Consider the following 18,392-nt stretch of genomic DNA (forward strand, 5'->3'; position numbering starts at 1 on the left):
ATTAGTTAGATGCTCTTTGCATTCTTTACAAATTTGGCGTTTCTTGTCATTACAAGCTTTGCATAAAGCCTGAAAATCATCAAAAGTCTGTGCGTTTGAATCAGAAACTCTTGAATCATTTTTGCGGCCGTCTTTATGATCCACCTCTATTTGAGTGTTTTCAGAATTGCCACGCACACCGCACATCGCACAACATTGTTGCTTATAGTGGTTTTTAATGTCTTGACGGATACTTTGGTTAAAAACACATTCAGTATTATAGCCATTCAAGCGTATTCTATCAATAGAATTTCCTAGAGTTTGCCCTTTATCAAACTCCAAATTAAATTCTTTAGCTAAAGATGAGTTGTTCCTACACCAACTCCCCCCATTACCTAGCTGCAATCCTTGATATTTTCCTACAAATTCTGTAACGCTTACCCAACGACTCACCCCATTTTTATCAGGTTGTGCAAGTTCCAAAAATAATTCTTTTTTACTTTTACTCATTTTAAAAAACCTCTCTATAACATTTTATAAATTCTAATCAATTTATCTAAAATTAACGATCCTTTGTGATGGTTTTAGCTTTAGCGCCTACAGCCGTAGAACCTGTGGGTAAATCTGAAAGCACCACCGCATTAGCCCCAATCCTCACATCATCACCCACGCAAATCGCACCCAAGACCTTAGCCCCAGCCCCCACTACCACTCGGTTGCCTAAAGTGGGGTGACGCTTGCCCTTAAACTTGCCCGTGCCCCCTAGAGTTACGCCATGATAAATGGTAACATCATCTCCAATCTCTGTGGTCTCGCCAATCACCACGCCCATGCCATGATCGATAAAAAGCCCTCTCCCAATCTTAGCACCAGGGTGGATTTCTATCCCAGTGATAAAGCGCGCTAACTGAGAAAGCGCGCGCGCAATAAAATAAAACCCTTTCTTGTGCAACGCATGTGCTAGGCGGTAACAAAGCAGTGCATGAATGCCCGGATAAAGCAAGAGCACCTCCCACTTATTCCTAGCTGCCGGGTCTTCTTGCAAGACACGCTCCAGGCTATAAGACAGATCTAGCATGACAGAGTCTCCGGTTAAAATATATTTGGATCAACATGACTTAAGCAGATTTTTCTCATCCATTCCAATAAAATTTGATGCAAATTTTTCTTGCCATTATACCTAAACTCACACTCCTTTTAATGGAGTAAAATTAATAGAGTAAAACGCTCTCTCTTTTAATTCTTTTAAATTCTCTTAAACAACCCTTTAAAAAAGGTTTAAAGAACCCACTAATCCACATTGATTTGGTATTTATTTGGGATAAAACTATTTTAAACGAAAAAATAAAAAGCAGATTGAAAAAAATTACTTAGTGGTGCCGAAGGTCGGACTCGAACCGACACGGGATTGCTCCCACCAGATTTTGAGTCTAGCGTGTCTACCAATTCCACCACTTCGGCGTGTATAAAGCAAAGGGTGAGATTATACCCACTTATTCCTTAAAGAAACTTAATGGTGCACTGGGCGAGACTCGAACTCGCACGAGATTGCTCCCACCACCCCCTCAAGATGGCGTGTCTACCAATTCCACCACCAGTGCTAAAAATTTAAAACAGATATTATAGCTAAATCATGCTTTTTAAGCAATAATTTAGCCCATCAAAACCCTTAACTTAAGAATGGGTTACTATAAATAGCGATAATAGCAAACACTAGAGTATAAATCACTTGCGCTTCAATCATCGCCATGGCCACGAACATGGTGGTGAGCAATTTACCGCCCACTCCTGGGTTTCTCGCTGTGCCTGTAATGGTCGCTGCGGCCGCATTCCCCATGCCGATCGCCCCACCAAAAGCAGCAATCCCTAAACCGATCATTGCCCCTAAGATAGAATAAGATTTAATCATATCCATCCCACCCATTCCACCATCATGAGCGAAAGCAACGCCCGCTAAAGCCAGAAAAAATAACGCTAAAAATTTCATTTTCGCACTCCGTTTCAAAAATTAGGCTTGATTTTCATTTCGAATCGTTCCTCTACTTTCAAAAATACAAGCAAGAATTTATTTTAATACAAACTAGCTTAAAATCTCTTTTAAAATAATAAATTTTTATTAAATTATTAGAAATAAGGAAGTTTTTAAAAAACAAATTTGCTTTAAGCAATAAGTTATCCTTAAAAACTTAAAACAATCCATTAGTAGTATAATGATGTGGTCAATAAATTAGATACAACAAAGGATCACAATGCCAAAAGATAACAATAAAGAACTCACTCTACTTGAAAGGGTTTTGGGTAGCAGAATAGAAGTTCTGCCGACTTTGCCAAGAAAACAAACACTTGATAGCAATTATCAACGCATGATTTTAATTAAATCAAATGAGCTATACGATAAGCTAGGTCATATCATCAATCATGGCCTTAGCTCTTTGCCTATTTTTACAACAAGTGTTCCTTTAGATAAATTAGTGTTATATAAAGATGGAAAGGTTTCATCTATGTTAAAAGGTGTCAAAGGGTTTGGGGGCCATGAAGGTTTTGAGATAGTAGGTGCTATTGAGCTAACTACAGGGATTATGAACCATATTGCCCCTATTCTTAATTATAAACTAGCAGAAATCTATTATGAAGCATATGCCGAAACTAATCGTCTTTTTGACGAAAACCAAAGGCTACTCACACAACAAAACATCTTTGTTGCCCAACAAGTTAATGCCTTAAAAGCTAAAACTAAATTTCTCCAAGAAGTTTATAAGGATATTTCTCAAATTTCTAAAAGTGATATTTGGAGACAATCAACATGCACAAATTTACAAAGAATACACATTGAATTAAATGAAATTTTTTATAATTTTATATCCCAAATAAATCAAGGGCTAATATTAAAGAACTTTAATGATGTAAGTGGTAACCACATTTGTGCAAGATACGCTCTTTCTCATTATATTTTTGCGTTGGTTTTAGAATATGTTGCTGCAGGACTCATTGATAATGAGAGCATGAAATTTTTAAAAGCCAAAGTTGAAGAAGCTTTTGATAGTTTTAACAAAACAACAAGTGATTTGGAAAGAGAATTAAATTTTATCCAAAATAGCAATTTTCAAACACAAAAATATATTAGGTTAAACAACGAAAATGCAGATATAGAATATATCAAAAGTAATATTTTAAGCTATTTTAATATAAAAAGGGATAGAGAAGCTCTTTTTAATTTAATTGAAGCCCCTAAACAATACCTTCAAAATATTGTTATCACCCACGAAGAGGAATAAAAAAGAGTGTATATATTTTAGCCAAGTCCTATGTATTAGATTGGTTTTACATAGGACTATGGATAATTTAAGAGATGGATTAAGCCAAATCCAAGGCGATTTTACCCTTATTGAAACTAATCACCCTACACCGAATACTATCGCCTTCTTTTAAAACCACTTGACACCTGTCCATGTTTTGTTTTCTTAACAAGCCTTCGCCCCCCTTAGGCAAGCTTAAAAACGCCCCAAAATCCACGATTCTCTTCACTTGAGCTTCTAGCACCTCATCAATAGCGTATTGCTCCAATTCTTGATCTAAAGAATGCAAGTAGTTTAAAATAAATTCCTTAGTCTTTAAAACGCGCTCTTTATTCCCCATGATTTTCACTTCACCGCTCGGTTTATTCAAATCAATTTTAACCTCAAACTTTTCCACTATCTCTCTAATCACACGCCCCCCTTGACCGATAATTTCTACAATTTTATCGGGCGCAACATTAAAAATTTCAGTCGTGGGCAAGTTAGAAAAATTGATCACGATCTTTTCTTTCGCTTCATGCATGATTTTTAAAATATGTTTCCGTGCTCTTTTAGCTTGGAGTAAGGCTTGGTATAAAACTTCTAATCTAATACCACTCATTTTGGTATCCATTTGCATAGCCGTAATACCTTCTAAATTCCCGGCAATCTTAAAATCCATATCGCCTTCTGCGTCTTCTAATCCGCTAATATCGCTTAAAATGGCGTGATCTTGCCCTTCGCTCACCATGCCCATAGCCACCCCAGCGACTAAATCGTAAATTTCCACACCGCTTGCATAAAGGGCTAAAGACCCTGCACACACGCTCGCCATTGAGCTTGAACCATTGCTTTCTAAAATCTCAGAAACCAATCGTATCACCTGCTCTTTATTTTTAATACTCGTTTCTAAGGCTCTTTTAGCCAAATTCCCATGCCCTAATTCGCGCCTTGAAGTCGCGCCAATAGAACTCGCTTCGCCCACGCAAAAAGGAGGGAAATTATAATGGAACATGAAGCGTTCTTTGATAGGGGTTTTATGCTCCAAACTCTCATGGGTTTGAGCGTCATTATCCGTGCCTAAAACCCCTACCACTAAGCTTTGAGTTTGCCCCCTAGTGAATAAAATGGAGCTATGCGCCATAGGGAGCAAATCGCTCTCTATCAAAATGGGTCGCACTTCTTCTAGCGCGCGCTTATCCGGACGGATTTTATCTTGAATAATCATGCGCCTTATCTCAGTTTTTTTCACTTTTTCTAAAGACCATTCAATTTCTTCTAAACTGAATTCTGAGTGGGCTTCGCTGATTTTTTTAGCAATTTCATTGAAAACATTTTCTCGCTCGCTCAAAGCAGAACTTTCAATGCCTTTGATGATTTCATCAAAATACTGATTTGTTAATAAATCTAACAGCCTTTCATTAAAAATTATTCCTTGGCTTTCTTTAAAAAGCAGCTCGTTTTGGTGAGGCGTGAAAACATCTTCATAAAGCGTGCAAGTTTCTTTCAAACTTTTTTGAGCCAATTCTAAAGCTTTTAACATTAAAGGCTCTTCTAAAGCGTTTAATTGTTGCCCCAAAGAGCGCATTTCTATCATGTTCAAACTCTCTTTTGTGCCGGACACGAACAAATCCAAACTGGATTGATTCAAAAGGCTTGTGTTAGGGTTAATGATAAATTCGTTATCCACCCTAGCGATCCTGCAAGCGCTCACGCTTTTAATGGGAGCGATATGGGCCAAAAAGAGAGCGGCTGAAACGGCGTTTAAAGCAGAAACTTGCAAATCGTTTTCAATATCATGGCTTAAAACCATTAAAGTGATTTGCGTAGGGTAGCGGTAATCTTTAGGGAATAAAGGGCGTAAGGTCCTATCTATAAGCCTAGAGGTTAAGATTTCAAAATCTTGTACTCTGCCTTCTCTTTTAACAAAACCGCCTGGGATCTTTCCGGCTGCATAAGATTTTTCTAAAAACTGCACCACTAAAGGCAGAAAATCTTCACTCACAGGCTCTCTTTCCACACACACGCTCGCTAAAATGATGGTTTTTCCTAAGCGATACATTAGAGAGCTAGTGGCTTGTTTGGCCACTTGTTTGAGAGCGAACTCTTCGGTTTTGTTACTGGAATTGATGGTGATAAAATCCATATTTAATGTTCCTTTTTTAAATTAGGCACGTTGTTAGCGCCCAAGTATTTTTCAATTTCTTCATTGCTTAATCGCTTGAGTTCTTTATAATGGTGTTCCACAGAGACAAAACATTCAGGGCGGTACACGCTAATCACCCCATCGCACAAACTTTCTAAGCCTTGAGCGACATTTTGTGCGAGAATGGGGGTTAAAATATAAATGTCTTGGCATTCTTTTTTCAAGCAAGTTTGCACGCCTAACCCTGCTCTAAACCCGGTTTCAATCCCCCTATCTACGATAAAAATATTTTTATCTTTTAAGCTTTTGATCGCATTGCCTTTGCGATACTGATAAATGTGAGACAAAATGTCTTCTTCATAAGCTCGCTTGGCTTCCCCATAAACATAGTCTAAAGTGATGTCAAAGGAATTGATCAAACTTTCATTCATCACAATATCCATGCTTTCACTCACTAAAGCGATTTCACACTTTGAGTTTAAAGGGGCTAAGATAGGTTCTAAAAAAAGTATATCATAAGTCGCCCCAAATTTTTGCGCTAAAGCGTTAGCTAAATACAAGGCGTTAAAACTCAAAGCGAGCATGATGGAATCTTTTAAATCAATATGGCGCGTGTGGATTTCATTAATCAATTTGTTCAGAGCGTCTTCTTCATTGATAAAACGCATGCTCTCTATATCGGTGATATGGCTAAAATCCGTATTCAAATGCATTCCTTTTTTTACTTACGCTGTAAAGAGCGGTAAGTTACATTGGTTTTAGTGATCGGTGAAAAGTCTAATTCTAGCTTAACATAGTTATTTTCAAACACTCTTATAGGCTGGTTGGGATCGCCAGTGAGAATAGGGCGTCGTTGGTTGACGAATTGAAAGCCAATCCCAAAACAACGGATTTTTTTATAAATCCCCACATTCCAATTTAAAACCACGTTATTTCTAATATCATAACCCACATCCGCGCTCATGGAAAAATAGCCAAAGTCGTTGCTAAAACCCGCCTTTAAATAATCCGCAGGATTTTCTACAATGCTATTAATCCCACTGCTAAAATTGTTTCTTAAAAAATAAGAGAGGTTAAAGCTTAAAAATTTGCGTTGGTAATTGGCGTTCACAGAGATTTCTTCTAAGCGGTTTTGATAAAACGAATAAAAGACATTCCCAAAGATGTTCAATCCCGTTAAGGGCGAAAACCCGATCTTGCTTTCTAGGGGCATTTTAAAGGGCGAAACTTTATCGTCAAGATTGATGAGTTGCGATATTTTAAAATACAACAACTCTTGCCCCCCTAAGCCATAAAGGTATTGCGTTAGGGTTAAATCCACCGTCTTGTTGCTCGCATTGATGGGTAAAATACTGCTAGGATTCCACACAGAGTCATACAAACGCCCTTGATAATCATAATCTCTCAATAAAGGCGAAGTGTAGCTGTTTAAAGCTTGTGCACTTAAAGCATACATGTTTTGAGAAAACAAGCCGTTTTTAAAGGTGTAATAAGGGATGTTGAAAATCGCTTCTAGTTGGATCGTGTGGAAAAGTTTGTTGTATTCTCTGGCTAAATCCGTATTGACATACATGGAAAAATTTGAAGACACAAAGTTCCCAAATTCCCTTGATTCATTAGGGATCGTAGGCACGAAGGAATTTTTAGATTGCATTAAAGCCACATTAGATAGTTGGAGATCGTTCCAAAGCCCTAAAGACAAATACTTTTTAAACAAAGAAAATTGCAAGCCCACCGGCACATTCAAAGCGTTTTGCACATAGCCATAGCCGATCTCTCTTGCGGTGTTTCTAAACTGATAATCCACCGAATACAATAAATTTCTAAAATACAAAGAATTTAAATATTTATGGTATTGCAAATTAGGGACAGATTGGAAGGTGCGGTTATTGTTGATTTTATTCAGGTTTAAAAAATACTTGATATTCAAGCCGTAATAATTGTTTTCTGTTTGCAAATAATAATTCGCCCTAGACATGTGCGTGGCGTCTGTGATGCGCTTATTAACCTTTTCAAAACGCACATAGTCCAAATCGTTCATGTATAAAAAGTCAATGTAATGCCCGTTGTCAATATTAGACTTAAGATGGAAGTATTTTTGTAAAGTGTCCCTACTAGAGCTTAAAAATTCAAAACCGTAGATATTTTGATTCCTCAAATCGTAGCGTTTGACGTATTGGGTGTAATTCCTAAAATAGCGCGCATTGAATAAAAACCTGTCGTCTTTAGAGTTGATGTAGCGCGCTTCAAAATTCAAGCCAAAACCCCTTTTATAGCGGATTTGTGGGGTAAAGGTCATATCCCATGAGTTTTTGGGGGCTAAATAAAAGGGTTGCAAATAAATAAAGCCGTCTAAATTGGAAGTGCCAAACTCAGGGTATAAAAACCCGGTAGTTCTTTTATTGCTCGTGGACATGAAAATATAGGGCAAATACAATACAGGAATATCACCGACATAGATCTTAGGATTCCACATAGACAAATGCGATTTTTGCATGTTGAATGAGCCTGAAGTCGCATTGACATGCCAAATGGGGTTATCAATGCTGCACCCTGAAGCGCTCATGTTTTTAACCTTATATTTTTGATCCTTCCCGCTAGCAATATCCGCGCTCACCCAAATCCCGCTCACGCTGTCTTGGACATAAAAGGGGAAAATGATTTCATATTTTTCATTCAAACTCAATTTCACATAATCGGTTTTAACGAGCAAACCCTCGCCCCTATAAACCTTGATATTCCCCTCTAATAACGCTTCTTTGGTTTTAGTGTCATAACGCACCTTGTCCGCTAGAATATACACGTCATAATTCAATAAGATCGCATTCCCTGAGGCGGTTATCACATTGTCTTTAGCGCTCACTTTATCCGCAAGGATTTCAAAAATCTTATGGTTTTGTTTGTCAAATCGTTGCATAGCGATTTCTTTAGCCTCTAATGCACCCAACAAAAAAAAGACCGCCAAATACAACCAATAAATCATGATTAAAACAACACCAAAAGACTTTTGCTTTTTTCTTCATGCCATGCCCTATGATAGGGGTTTTTAAACACTACAAACCATAAAAAGGGGCATAGAAAAACCACGATCTTTAACCCTAAACGCTTCAATAAAATAGCCCTACTGGGGCAATCTGCTAAATAAATATCAATAATCTTAATCCTAAAAACCAGTTTAGCCAAACTCATCTTGCACAAACACACAAAAAAGATCTCATAAACGCCATACAAGATAATAAAACTAAACGCCACAAACGCGCTGTGATAAATGGGGTTAGTCAGCCAATATAAAGAATGCAAAAAATCGCATGCGTCTAAAAGATCGCTCAATAAAAACGCTACCAACAAACCATCAATTAAAAACGCTAAGATGCGCCAATACAAGGGGCATAAACGCATTTTTTCACGCATAAGGAGTGTTTCTATGATTTCAGTTTCTTCTTTTTCTAAATTTGGAGAGCGCATTCAAAAACAAACAAGACAAACTCTTTGGTTTGTCTTAAACTTTAACCTTCAAGAATATTCTTTCAAATCCAACACCTTAAAACCAATATCCTTGCGATAAAACATGCCTTCAAAATGCACCTTTTGAGCGATTTCATAAGCATGGTTTCTGGCTTCTAATAAGGATTTTCCTCTGCCAATGGCAAAGATCACCCTCCCCCCACTGCTTTCAAACACGCCATTATCCTGCTCCACTTCCCCCAAAATCAAATGACCCTTTTTTTCATCAACCGGATCAATATAAAGGGTTTGCTTGGGCGAAGAGCTAGTGGGGTAATTCCTAGAAACAAGCGCCACACTCATCACAAATTCTTTAGAAAACACCAATTCAAGAGAATGTAATTCCCCTTTGGCTGTGGCCAAACACAAATCTAAAAGCGAGCTTTCTAAAAGGGGTAAAATCGTCTGGCATTCAATATCTTTAAAACGCACGCTAAAATCCAATAAATACGGCTCTAAAACGCCCTTTTCTTCTATGACCACAATTTCAGCGAGTAAAACCCCTTTAAAAGGCGTGTTGTCAGCCTGAAGTTTCTCTAAAGTGGGTTTAAAGATATGATTTTTTATTTTCTCTTCTAATTCATTAGAGAAAAAGTTTGCAGGAGCGATGGCCCCCATACCCCCTGTATTGACCCCATTATCCCCCTCTAATAAGCGTTTGTAGTTTTGGCAAAAGGGCAACAAGATAAAATCATCATTGGCTATGAGCGCTGTAACTGAAAGCTCAAACCCCTCTAAAAAAGGCTCTATGATCACAGGCTCATTGCTTTGTTTGAAAGCATCTTCAAGGATTTTTATCGCTTCTTCTTCTTGATGGACAATGCTTGTGTTTTTATTCAACGCTTTAATCACTAAGGGGAAAGAAGCGTTTTGAATGTAACTCAAAGCTTCTTTTAAATCGTTTGTTTCAAAGTAAGACGCGCTTTTGATACCGCATTCTTTAACAAAAGCTTTCATATAGCTTTTAGAAGCCTCTAACTTAGCCGCTTCTTTAGAAGCCCCAAACACTAAAATACCCGCTTTTTCTAGCATCTCTGTAAGCCCTAAAACCAAAAGCTCTTCTTCTGAAATGATGGCTAAATGGATCTGTTTTTTCAGGGCTAATTCCACGATATGCTCGTAATGTTCGCATTCCAGATTTTCGCCTAAATCTTGAGTGCCACCATTACCCAAACAAAAATACAAAGCATTCACTCGCTCATCTTGCTGAAGCCTTTGAGCCAAAGCATACTCTCGCCCCTTATTCCCCACAATTAAAACATTATAGTTATTGTTATCTTTCATGTCTTTCCTAAAATGTGGTTGTTTTTAAACCCAGATGACCGCTACTTTTACATGCGCATAAGTTCAACAAACCTACACTATTAAGGCTAGGAGGATCTTCTTAGGGGCAGATTTAAAAAATGCCATCACACAAAAACCACTACCTTAGCCTAACTTATTTTTTCAACGAACTTGCCATCAAATAAGAAACGCAAATCACCCAGGCGATGCTGACAATTATACTTAAATTTTAAAGAAATTCCATGCAAAAATATTCAAGCGATCCGTGATAGTTTTGATTGGCGTTTAGGCGCTTTAAGAGAAACTGACTGATTTATTTCAACCTTTCTTTATACGCTACCTCCAAACTGCTATACCCTTTTTTTAATTCCCCCACATCCCCAAAAGCCACTACTTTGGCTTCTTTTAAAAAAATCGCGCTGTCTAAATACTTTTCCACATCCACCACCAAATGCGTAGAGACTAACAAGCTTGCGTTTTGGCTAAATTCCTTAGCGATGAGTTCAAAAATCTCTTCTCTAGCGATAGGGTCAATCCCAGCCACCGGCTCATCAAAAAGATATAAAGAAGCGTTTCGTGATAGGGTTAAAATCAGCTGTAATTTTTCCCTCATGCCTTTTGAAAGGGCTTTGAACTCTCTTTTTAAAGGCACGCTGAAGCGTTTTAGTAAATTTAGGGCTTTTGATTCATCAAAATCGCTGAAAAAATCCTTGTAAAAAGCGATCGCTTTTAAAGGCGTTAATTTAGGATCTAAAAAATCGCCATCGCTTAAAAACGCCACGCTTTTTTTAGTCTCTATACCGATCTTTTGGTTTAAAATTCTCACTTCCCCTTGATAGTTCAAATTCAATCCGGCTAAAATCTTTAACAGAGTGGTTTTACCCGCCCCATTAGGGCCTAAAAGCCCTATAAATTGCTGTTTGGGTAGTTTCAAACTGATATTGTCTAACGCTTTTAAACTCCCATAAGTTTTAGTCAAATTCTCTATTTCTACTAGCATTTTAATTCCCCGAATTTGCGCACTCTTTTGTAAAAATCGCTAATGATATTTTCTAAATCTTTAGGGGTGAAATCAGGCCATAAAATCGGCGTGAAAAACAATTCCGCATAGCTGGACTGCCACAATAAAAAATTGGACAGGCGCATTTCCCCCCCTGTCCGTAACAACAAATCCACTTCCGGCAAATCATGCGTGTCTAAACGATGAGAGATTTCATTTTCTAAGCTTTCTAAAGGGTCTATATTGTTAGGCGGGTTTTCTAGCAAGCTTTTAAACGCCCTTGCAAGCTCGTTTTTAGATCCGTAATTAAGGGCTAAAACTTGCGTAAAATCCTTAAAATGCTTGGTATCACTTTCAAGCCGCAAAATCGTGTCCCTTAGTTCTTTAGAAAAGCCCTCTAAATCCCCTATTGCCCTGAAGCGTATGTTATTGTTTAAATAAGTGGATCGCTCATCTTTAAGGTATTTTTTAAGCATTTTCATTAAAAAATCCACTTCACTTTTAGGGCGTTTCCAATTTTCCGTAGAAAAAGCGTATAAAGTCAAGCATTCTAACTTATGATTAGCGCACCAGATCGTAATGTCTTTTAGGGTTTTTACACCTTTTTTATGCCCATAAGCCCTAGCTTTATTCTTTAATTTAGCCCACCTACCATTACCATCCATAATAATGGCAAGATGTTTGAGAGTGTTATCCAATGCCTTTACCCTTTAAAGAAATTCTTTAATTATACACCATTTAAAGCGTGCAAGCATCCACTAAATAAGCGATATGCTGCCAAGCGAATTGGGTTTTTTCACTCAAACCAATTTCACAAGTGCTGGAAGTGGAAAAGCCTCTTTTAAGATCATAGGATTGGTAAAATTCTTGAAAGCCGTTTAAAGCGCTCTCGTTTAGTTCAGGGGTGAAAAAGCCCTTATTCCCCGCAAAGCCGCAACAACCCGTCTCTTTATGGATAACAATCTCGCCCAAAGTGCATTTTTTAGCCAAATTGAATAACAACTCTTCTTTATTTTCTAGCTTTAAAGCGCACATCGTGTATAACCCTATGTCTTCGTTAATGGGGTTGAATTTTAATTTTGGGCTTAGAACTTCTTCAATATAGACGCTCAAATCATAGACTTTCAGATCTTTATAAGCTTTCATTTGCTTGATAAAATGCGTCGAACATGCGCTATGGTCTAAAACAATCGGTATCTTGCCGTTATCGCTTAATTGTAAAAAAATCGCATGGTTTTTTTCATTGTTTTGTTTGGTTAAGGCGGTGTAATTGATAAAGGCTTTCCCGCAACAAAGCGCGTTTAATCCGTTAGGATACACCACAGAAACCTTGGCTTTTTGGCATAAGGATTCAAACACTTCTTGAATGCATCTTTTATCCGCCATTTTGGTTGATGGAGCAAACGAGCGGTTGATGCAGGTGCTGAAATAAATGACTTTTTCTTCGCTCTTAAGCGTTTTATTTTCTAAAGGATAGGCGTTGTTTTTGGGCATGTAATGAAAGGCTTTAGGGAAAGGCTTGATGAACTTTTTAATCCCTTTAGTTAGGCTCACTAAGTTGTGAGGGCCTATGAGTTTTTGAATCACGAAAGCGCTTTTTAAAGAAAAACGAGCCATGCTTGTGGTTATTTGCATGTTATTTAAGATCTTTGAAGCGATCTTTTCGCCTTTAGGGTTCTTTTGATAATGATTTAAGGCGATGCTCCCGGTATCAATTTTTAAAGGGCATAGGGTGGAGCACATATGGCACACCGCGCAAGTGGCGTGGGCTAAGTATTCAGACTCTTTTAAAAGCTCATCTAATAAAACTTGATCTTCATCATGACCATGACTCACCCTTTCTTTCAAACGCTCTACCTCTCTGTGGATAACGATTCGTTGTCGTGGCGTTAAAGATAAATCTTTGCTAGGGCAAATCCTTTCACAAAACCCGCATTCCATGCACATGTCCAAATGCTCTTCAATAGGGTAAATGCTCTTTAAATTTTTAGTGTGGATTTCTTTATCATTTGTGATGATCACATCAGGGTTTAAAAGGCCATTAGGATCAAACAATTCTTTGATTTGTTTGTGGATCTTATAGGCTTTTTCTCCCCACTCCATTTCCACAAAAGGGGCTACCATCCTGCCTGTGCCATGTTCGGCTTTAATAGAGCCAGAGCTTTTGCTCACCATTAAAAACATCTCATAAGCTAGATTTTCAAACGCTTTTCTTTCAGCTTCATTTTCTAAAATCGGCGTAACGACAAAGTGCAAATTCCCGCTTAACGCATGCCCAAAAATAATGCTGTTATCCTTAAAGCCATGTTTTTTTAAAAGCCCTTCAATCGCTTTTGCCCCCTCTACAAAATCCTCTTGACTGAAGCACACGTCTTCAATGATCACAGAACTTTGGCTTTTTCTTTTTGACGCTGCGATAGGGAAAATGCCTTTTCTGATCTTCCACCACGATTGATAAACATTAGGATCACTGCTGATTTGAGAATCTAAAACGACCGGTATCGCATTCAAGGCGTTTAAAATCGTTTGCATGTTGTTTTCTAAAATCAAAGGATCATCGCTTTCGCTTTGAATGAGTAAGCATGCGTTAGGCTCTTTGACTTCTAAAACCACGCTAGGCATGCCCTCTAAGCCTTTCACGCTTTTTAAGCACGCATAATCCATAAGCTCTGCTGAAGAAATCATTTCGGGTTGTTTGGCTTTTAAGGCGGCTAAAATTTGAGCGGCTTTGGCGCATCGCTCTAAATTTTCATAAAACAATAACGCGCAAGTTTTATAAGCGTAGTCTTTCACGCATTCTAATCCCACGCTTGAAATAAAGCCTAAAGTCCCCTCAGAGCCTATGAATAAATGGCTGATGATTTCAATAGGATCTTCAAAATCAATGAGAGCGTTTAAGCTGTAGCCGGTAGTGTTTTTGATCTCGTATTTTTTCTTAATGAGAGCATGCAATTCTTTATCTTCTAGAATCTCTTTTCTTAAGTTTAAAACCCCTTCAATCAAATCTTTGTGTGCGTTTTTGAAATCCTCAACGCTCTCTTGATTGGCCGTGTCTAAAAGAGTGCTGTCAGCCAAAATCACTCTTAAGGATTTTAGGGTTTTGTAGCTGTTTTGCTCCACCCCGCAACACATCCCGCTAGCGTTATTAGCGACAATCCCCCCTATCATAGCGGTGTTTATCGTAGAGGGATCCGGGCCTATTTTTTTATGGTAAGGTTTCAATAAAGCGTTCGCATGGCTTCCTATGACTCCGCATGAGAGCTGAATGCTTTGAGCGTTGTCTAAAATTTGAGCGTCTTTGAAAAAATGCGTAACCATAACTAGCACCCCATCGCAACTCGCCTGCCCTGATAAGGAACTCCCAGCCGCTCTAAAAGTCAATGAAACGCCATGCTTTTTGGCTAAAACACAAAGCTTTTGGACTTCTTCTTCATCCTTCACCCAAGCGACTATTTTAGGGATATAACGATAACATGACGCATCAATGCCATAAGCCAAACGGCGTAAATAATCCTTAAAGATCCGCTCGTTTAAAAACCCGCTCGCTTCAGTAAAAAAAGCATGATAATTTTCTTCCACACGCACTCCTTAAACATTCCTATTTATCAAATCATTGTAACATAACCTTACTTTAAAAATTAAGGATAAACATGCTTGAAGATTATGCAATCAGTTTAGAAGAAGTCAATTTCAATGATTTTATTGTCGTAGATGTGCGCGAATTGGACGAATATGAAGAACTGCATTTGCCTAACGCTACGCTCATTAGCGTCAATGACCAAGAAAAGCTCGCTGATTTTTTATCTAAGCACAAAGATCAAAAAGTGTTGCTCCATTGCAGGGCTGGCCGCAGGGCTTTAGATGCGGCTAAAAGCATGCATGAATTAGGCTATACGCCCTATTATTTAGAGGGCAATGTCTATGATTTTGAAAAATACGGCTTTAGAATGGTCTATGATGACACTTGCGCTAAAAAAAACTAGGCATGAGGGAGATTGTATGGGTGCATTCTCAAAGAATCGCCCCTTATAAGACTCTCATTTTAAACGAATTGCACTACTATCCTTTAGAATTGGATTTAACCCCTTTTAACGCCCTGATTTTCACTTCTAAAAATGCGGTGTTTTCCTTGCTAGAAACCCTAAAAAACAGCCCCAAACTCAAAATTTTACAAAACATTCCTGCTTACGCCTTGAGCGAACCTACCGCAAAAACTTTACAAAATCACCATTTTAAAGTCGCCTTTATAGGGAAAAAAGCCCATGGCAAGGAGTTCGCTAAAGAAATCTTTCCCTTATTGGAAAAAAAAAGCGTTCTGTATCTCAGGGCAAAAGAGATTGCCTCTTCTTTAGACACCATTCTTTTAGAGCATGGCATCAATTTCCAACAAGCCGTTGTTTATGAAAACAAGCTCAAACATTTGACTTTAAGCGAACAAAACGCCCTAAAACCCAAAGAAAAGAGCGTTCTCATTTTCACCGCCATAAGCCATGCAAAAGCCTTTTTGCACTATTTTGAATTTTTAGAAAATTACACCGCTATCAGCATTGGCAACACGACCGCTCATTATTTACAAGAGCGAGGCATTCAAAGCTATATTGCCCAAAAGCCTTCCTTAGAAGCGTGTTTAGAACTGGCTTTAAGTTTGAGAATTAAGGAATGTTAAAAACACCTCATTATAATGCTCTCAGTTATTTTTTAAAGGATGATGCATGAATCTTGTCTTTTTATGGGCCGCTTTAGGGGGGGCTATAGGGAGTTCGCTAAGGTATTTTGTGGGCAAAATAATGCCTAGTAAATTTTTAATGTTTGAAAGTTTCCCTTTAGGGACTTTTAGCGTGAATCTCATAGGGTGTTTTGTCATCGGCTTTATGGGGCATTTGGCTGTTAAAAAAGTTTTTGGCGATGATTTTGGGATTTTCTTTATCACTGGGGTTTTAGGGGGTTTTACGACCTTTTCTTCTTACGGGCTAGACACTTTAAAACTCTTGCAAAAATCCCAATACCTTGAAGCCGTTTCTTATGTCTTAGGCACGAACCTTTTAGGGCTTATTGGGGTGGCTATTGGGTGGTTTTTGGCTAAAAATCTTATAGGTGTTAATTAAAAAACGCTTTTTGGCGTTTTATTAACGCTTGATTGAAGCAGAGCCTACAATCACAACAGCCACAAAGCCATTTCATCGGCCATGAAAAAATCGCTCGCTACCAAGCGGTTATTTTTAATGAAAGCCTTATTTTCTTCAATCAAAAACTTTACTTTATTTTTATCTAAGAAACTAAGCTCAACCCCCAGCACGCACCTCAAGCCCAAAAACAGCTTTTCTAAGCGCTTGTCTTGTTTATTAAGCGTCTCAACTTGGCGTTTTAGGGGGTCTTTAATGTAGTTTTCTATGAGTTTTTTTGCAAAAAAGCGCTCATTCGCCACGCAGCCCACAGCCCCAGCCCCACACCCTAAATAATCTTTAGCCCCCCAGTAAGCTAAGTTGTGTTTGACTTGATAATTTCTAGCGTAATTAGACACTTCGTATTGCTTAAAAGAAAAGCCCTCTAAAGCCTCTTTTATCACATTGTCAAAATTGGTGCATGAGGGTTTTTTGGCGTTTTTTTCTAAATTCGTGTTTTTTTCAATACTCAAAGCGTAAGCGCTCAAGTGGTTGATAGGGAGTTCTTTAGCGAGTTTTAGTTCTTCTTTTAAAGAGTTTTCATTATCCAATGGGGTGTTATAAATCAAATCAATGCTGACATTTTCAATCCCGCTTTTTAAAATGGTTTCTATCACGGGAGCGATATTTTTGGAATGTTGGCGCTCTAAAAACAATAATTTATCTTCCCTAAAACTTTGCACCCCTAAACTCAAGCGGTTGATCCCTAAATCTTTTAAGCCTTGACACCAAGCTTTAGAAATCAATTCAGGGTTAGCTTCAGTGGTGATCTCACAATCCAAGCTCAAGTTTGCATGGTGATGAATGCTTTCAAAAATCCTTTCAAAAGCCTTCACGCTCAAAGTGTTAGGCGTGCCGCCGCCAATAAAAATACTTTCAATTGGTTCGTCAGTTTGGCTTAAGGCATGCTTTAAATCCAGGCATAACGCTTGAGTGTATTCTTCTTTTAGCCCATGCTTGTTTTCATAGGAATTGAAAGCGCAATAACCGCATTTATTTTCACAAAAGGGGATATGAATGTATAATATCATATTTATTTCTCTCATTTTCACTTCATTTTAAGCAAAACTTAAACTTGTAATTGTATCATTTTAGGATCATTTTGATAAGTAAGGAGACGACTATGAAAAAGGTTATTGTGGCTTTAGGCGTTTTGGCGTTCGCAAACGCTTTAATGGCAACCGATGTTAAAGCCCTTGCAAAAGGTTGTGCCGCTTGCCATGGGGTTAAATTTGAAAAGAAAGCTTTAGGTAAAAGCAAAATCGTCAACATGATGAGTGAAGCGGAAATTGAAAAAGATCTTATGGATTTTAAAAGCGGTGCTAATAAGAATCCTGTCATGGCCGCCCAGGCTAAAAAATTAAGCGATGAAGACATCAAAGCTTTAGCCAAATACATCCCCACTCTCAAATAAACCCTCTTAATTTTAATAGCGTTATTTGGGCGCTATTAAAATGAGTTTCAAACCCTTTTTTCTTAATTTTTGATTTTAATGGCATTCTTAACCCTACTTAAAGCCAGCATACACTATAATACCATCTTAATCAAACAAGAAAGAGCTAAAATAAAGACCTATGCTACATAAAAAATATCGTCCTAACGTTGCGGCCATTATCATGTCGCCAGACTACCCTAATACATGCGAAGTTTTTATCGCTGAGCGCATAGATATTGAAGGGGCGTGGCAGTTCCCCCAAGGAGGCATTGATGAGGGCGAGACCCCTTTAGAGGCGCTTTATAGGGAATTACTAGAAGAAATTGGCACGAATGAAATAGAGATTTTAGCGCAATACCCCAGATGGATCGCCTATGATTTCCCAAGCAATATGGAGCATAAATTCTATTCATTTGATGGGCAAAAACAACGCTATTTTTTAGTGCGCCTAAAGCATGCGAACAACATTGATTTGAACAAACACACGCCAGAATTTAGAGCTTATCGATTCATCCATCTTAAGGACTTGCTTAAAAAAATCGTTCCCTTTAAGCGTCAAGTGTACCGCCAAGTCATCGCTTATTTCAAAAGAGAGGGGTATTTATAG

The 18,392-nt window shown here is 38.1% G+C and carries 18 protein-coding genes and 2 tRNA genes; 6 read left to right on the forward strand and 14 right to left on the reverse strand.

All coding sequences use genetic code 11. The annotated features are described in order from the left end of the window. From BZK24_RS01435 to BZK24_RS01455, 5 genes are all read right to left on the reverse strand, one after another. Positions 1-489: NlaIII/IceA1 family type II restriction endonuclease (locus BZK24_RS01435; protein WP_143424359.1), on the reverse strand; the 489-nt coding region annotated here is incomplete at its 3' end. Positions 490-541: 52 nt separating this feature from the next. Then, complete coding sequence (gene cysE / locus BZK24_RS01440) at positions 542-1,057, reverse strand: serine O-acetyltransferase (RefSeq protein WP_000886338.1); 516 nt, start codon at positions 1,055-1,057, stop codon at positions 542-544. Between the two features lie 296 nt (positions 1,058-1,353). Next, positions 1,354-1,440 (reverse strand) — tRNA-Leu (locus BZK24_RS01445). Positions 1,441-1,493: 53 nt separating this feature from the next. Continuing rightward, positions 1,494-1,580 (reverse strand) — tRNA-Leu (locus tag BZK24_RS01450). A gap of 68 nt (positions 1,581-1,648) precedes the next feature. Beyond that, positions 1,649-1,966, reverse strand: a complete 318-nt coding sequence (locus BZK24_RS01455; RefSeq protein WP_000669961.1) for a F0F1 ATP synthase subunit C — start codon at positions 1,964-1,966, stop codon at positions 1,649-1,651. Positions 1,967-2,228: 262 nt separating this feature from the next. On the opposite strand from BZK24_RS01455, the gene BZK24_RS01460 reads away from it, so the two are divergent. Further along, positions 2,229-3,254 (forward strand): hypothetical protein, encoded by a 1,026-nt coding sequence (locus BZK24_RS01460; protein WP_001123634.1) that lies wholly within the window; start codon positions 2,229-2,231, stop codon positions 3,252-3,254. 79 nt (positions 3,255-3,333) lie between these two features. Here the strand turns inward: BZK24_RS01460 and BZK24_RS01465 are convergent, their stop codons facing one another. The 8 genes from BZK24_RS01465 to BZK24_RS01505 all read right to left on the reverse strand — a co-directional run bounded on the left by BZK24_RS01465 (position 3,334) and on the right by BZK24_RS01505 (position 14,767). Further along, a complete protein-coding gene (locus tag BZK24_RS01465) occupies positions 3,334-5,400 on the reverse strand; it encodes a polyribonucleotide nucleotidyltransferase (protein WP_077656346.1) in 2,067 nt (688 codons plus the stop codon). Positions 5,401-5,402: 2 nt separating this feature from the next. Then, entirely contained in the window at positions 5,403-6,107 is a 705-nt protein-coding gene (locus tag BZK24_RS01470) for a phosphoribosyltransferase (RefSeq protein ID WP_001875432.1), read from the reverse strand. A 14-nt stretch (positions 6,108-6,121) separates the two neighbouring features. Continuing rightward, on the reverse strand, positions 6,122-8,383 hold the full coding sequence (gene lptD / locus BZK24_RS01475; protein ID WP_077656347.1) for an LPS-assembly protein LptD: 2,262 nt from the start codon (positions 8,381-8,383) through the stop codon (positions 6,122-6,124). Positions 8,384-8,385: 2 nt separating this feature from the next. Further along, on the reverse strand, positions 8,386-8,865 hold the full coding sequence (locus BZK24_RS01480) for an RDD family protein (protein ID WP_077656348.1): 480 nt from the start codon (positions 8,863-8,865) through the stop codon (positions 8,386-8,388). A 48-nt stretch (positions 8,866-8,913) separates the two neighbouring features. Next, positions 8,914-10,188, reverse strand: coding sequence for a phosphoribosylamine--glycine ligase (gene purD, locus BZK24_RS01485; RefSeq protein WP_000654397.1), 1,275 nt, complete (start codon positions 10,186-10,188; stop codon positions 8,914-8,916). Between the two features lie 313 nt (positions 10,189-10,501). Beyond that, positions 10,502-11,188, reverse strand: a complete 687-nt coding sequence (locus BZK24_RS01495; protein WP_077656349.1) for an ABC transporter ATP-binding protein — start codon at positions 11,186-11,188, stop codon at positions 10,502-10,504. Beyond that, positions 11,182-11,886, reverse strand: coding sequence for a di-trans,poly-cis-decaprenylcistransferase (locus BZK24_RS01500; RefSeq protein WP_077656350.1), 705 nt, complete (start codon positions 11,884-11,886; stop codon positions 11,182-11,184). Before BZK24_RS01500 ends, BZK24_RS01495 begins: the two co-directional genes overlap by 7 nt. A gap of 40 nt (positions 11,887-11,926) precedes the next feature. Further along, positions 11,927-14,767 carry an FAD-binding and (Fe-S)-binding domain-containing protein gene (locus tag BZK24_RS01505; RefSeq protein WP_171972365.1) on the reverse strand — a complete coding sequence of 947 codons (2,841 nt, stop codon included), beginning with the start codon at positions 14,765-14,767 and terminating at the stop codon, positions 11,927-11,929. 71 nt (positions 14,768-14,838) lie between these two features. Here BZK24_RS01505 and BZK24_RS01510 point away from each other — a divergent pair, with 71 nt between their 5' ends. From BZK24_RS01510 to crcB, 3 genes are read left to right on the forward strand one after another with little or no spacing between them, the layout of a single operon-like run. Continuing rightward, entirely contained in the window at positions 14,839-15,171 is a 333-nt protein-coding gene (locus BZK24_RS01510; RefSeq protein WP_000888815.1) for a rhodanese-like domain-containing protein, read from the forward strand. Between the two features lie 2 nt (positions 15,172-15,173). Then, a complete protein-coding gene (locus BZK24_RS01515) occupies positions 15,174-15,854 on the forward strand; it encodes a uroporphyrinogen-III synthase (RefSeq protein ID WP_077656352.1) in 681 nt (226 codons plus the stop codon). A 46-nt stretch (positions 15,855-15,900) separates the two neighbouring features. Further along, positions 15,901-16,293: a fluoride efflux transporter CrcB gene (gene crcB, locus BZK24_RS01520; protein ID WP_001054923.1), complete on the forward strand. Its 393-nt coding sequence runs from the start codon at positions 15,901-15,903 to the stop codon at positions 16,291-16,293. A gap of 50 nt (positions 16,294-16,343) precedes the next feature. Here crcB and hemW read toward each other — a convergent pair whose 3' ends face one another. Continuing rightward, positions 16,344-17,381, reverse strand: coding sequence for a radical SAM family heme chaperone HemW (hemW, locus tag BZK24_RS01525; RefSeq protein WP_171972366.1), 1,038 nt, complete (start codon positions 17,379-17,381; stop codon positions 16,344-16,346). Positions 17,382-17,473: 92 nt separating this feature from the next. Between hemW and BZK24_RS01530 the strand changes: the two genes are divergently transcribed. Continuing rightward, complete coding sequence (locus tag BZK24_RS01530) at positions 17,474-17,764, forward strand: c-type cytochrome (protein ID WP_000756022.1); 291 nt, start codon at positions 17,474-17,476, stop codon at positions 17,762-17,764. A 160-nt stretch (positions 17,765-17,924) separates the two neighbouring features. After that, positions 17,925-18,392, forward strand: a complete 468-nt coding sequence (locus BZK24_RS01535) for an RNA pyrophosphohydrolase (protein WP_000902600.1) — start codon at positions 17,925-17,927, stop codon at positions 18,390-18,392.

The organism is Helicobacter pylori (genome assembly GCF_001998165.1).
Classification (GTDB): domain Bacteria; phylum Campylobacterota; class Campylobacteria; order Campylobacterales; family Helicobacteraceae; genus Helicobacter; species Helicobacter pylori_DL.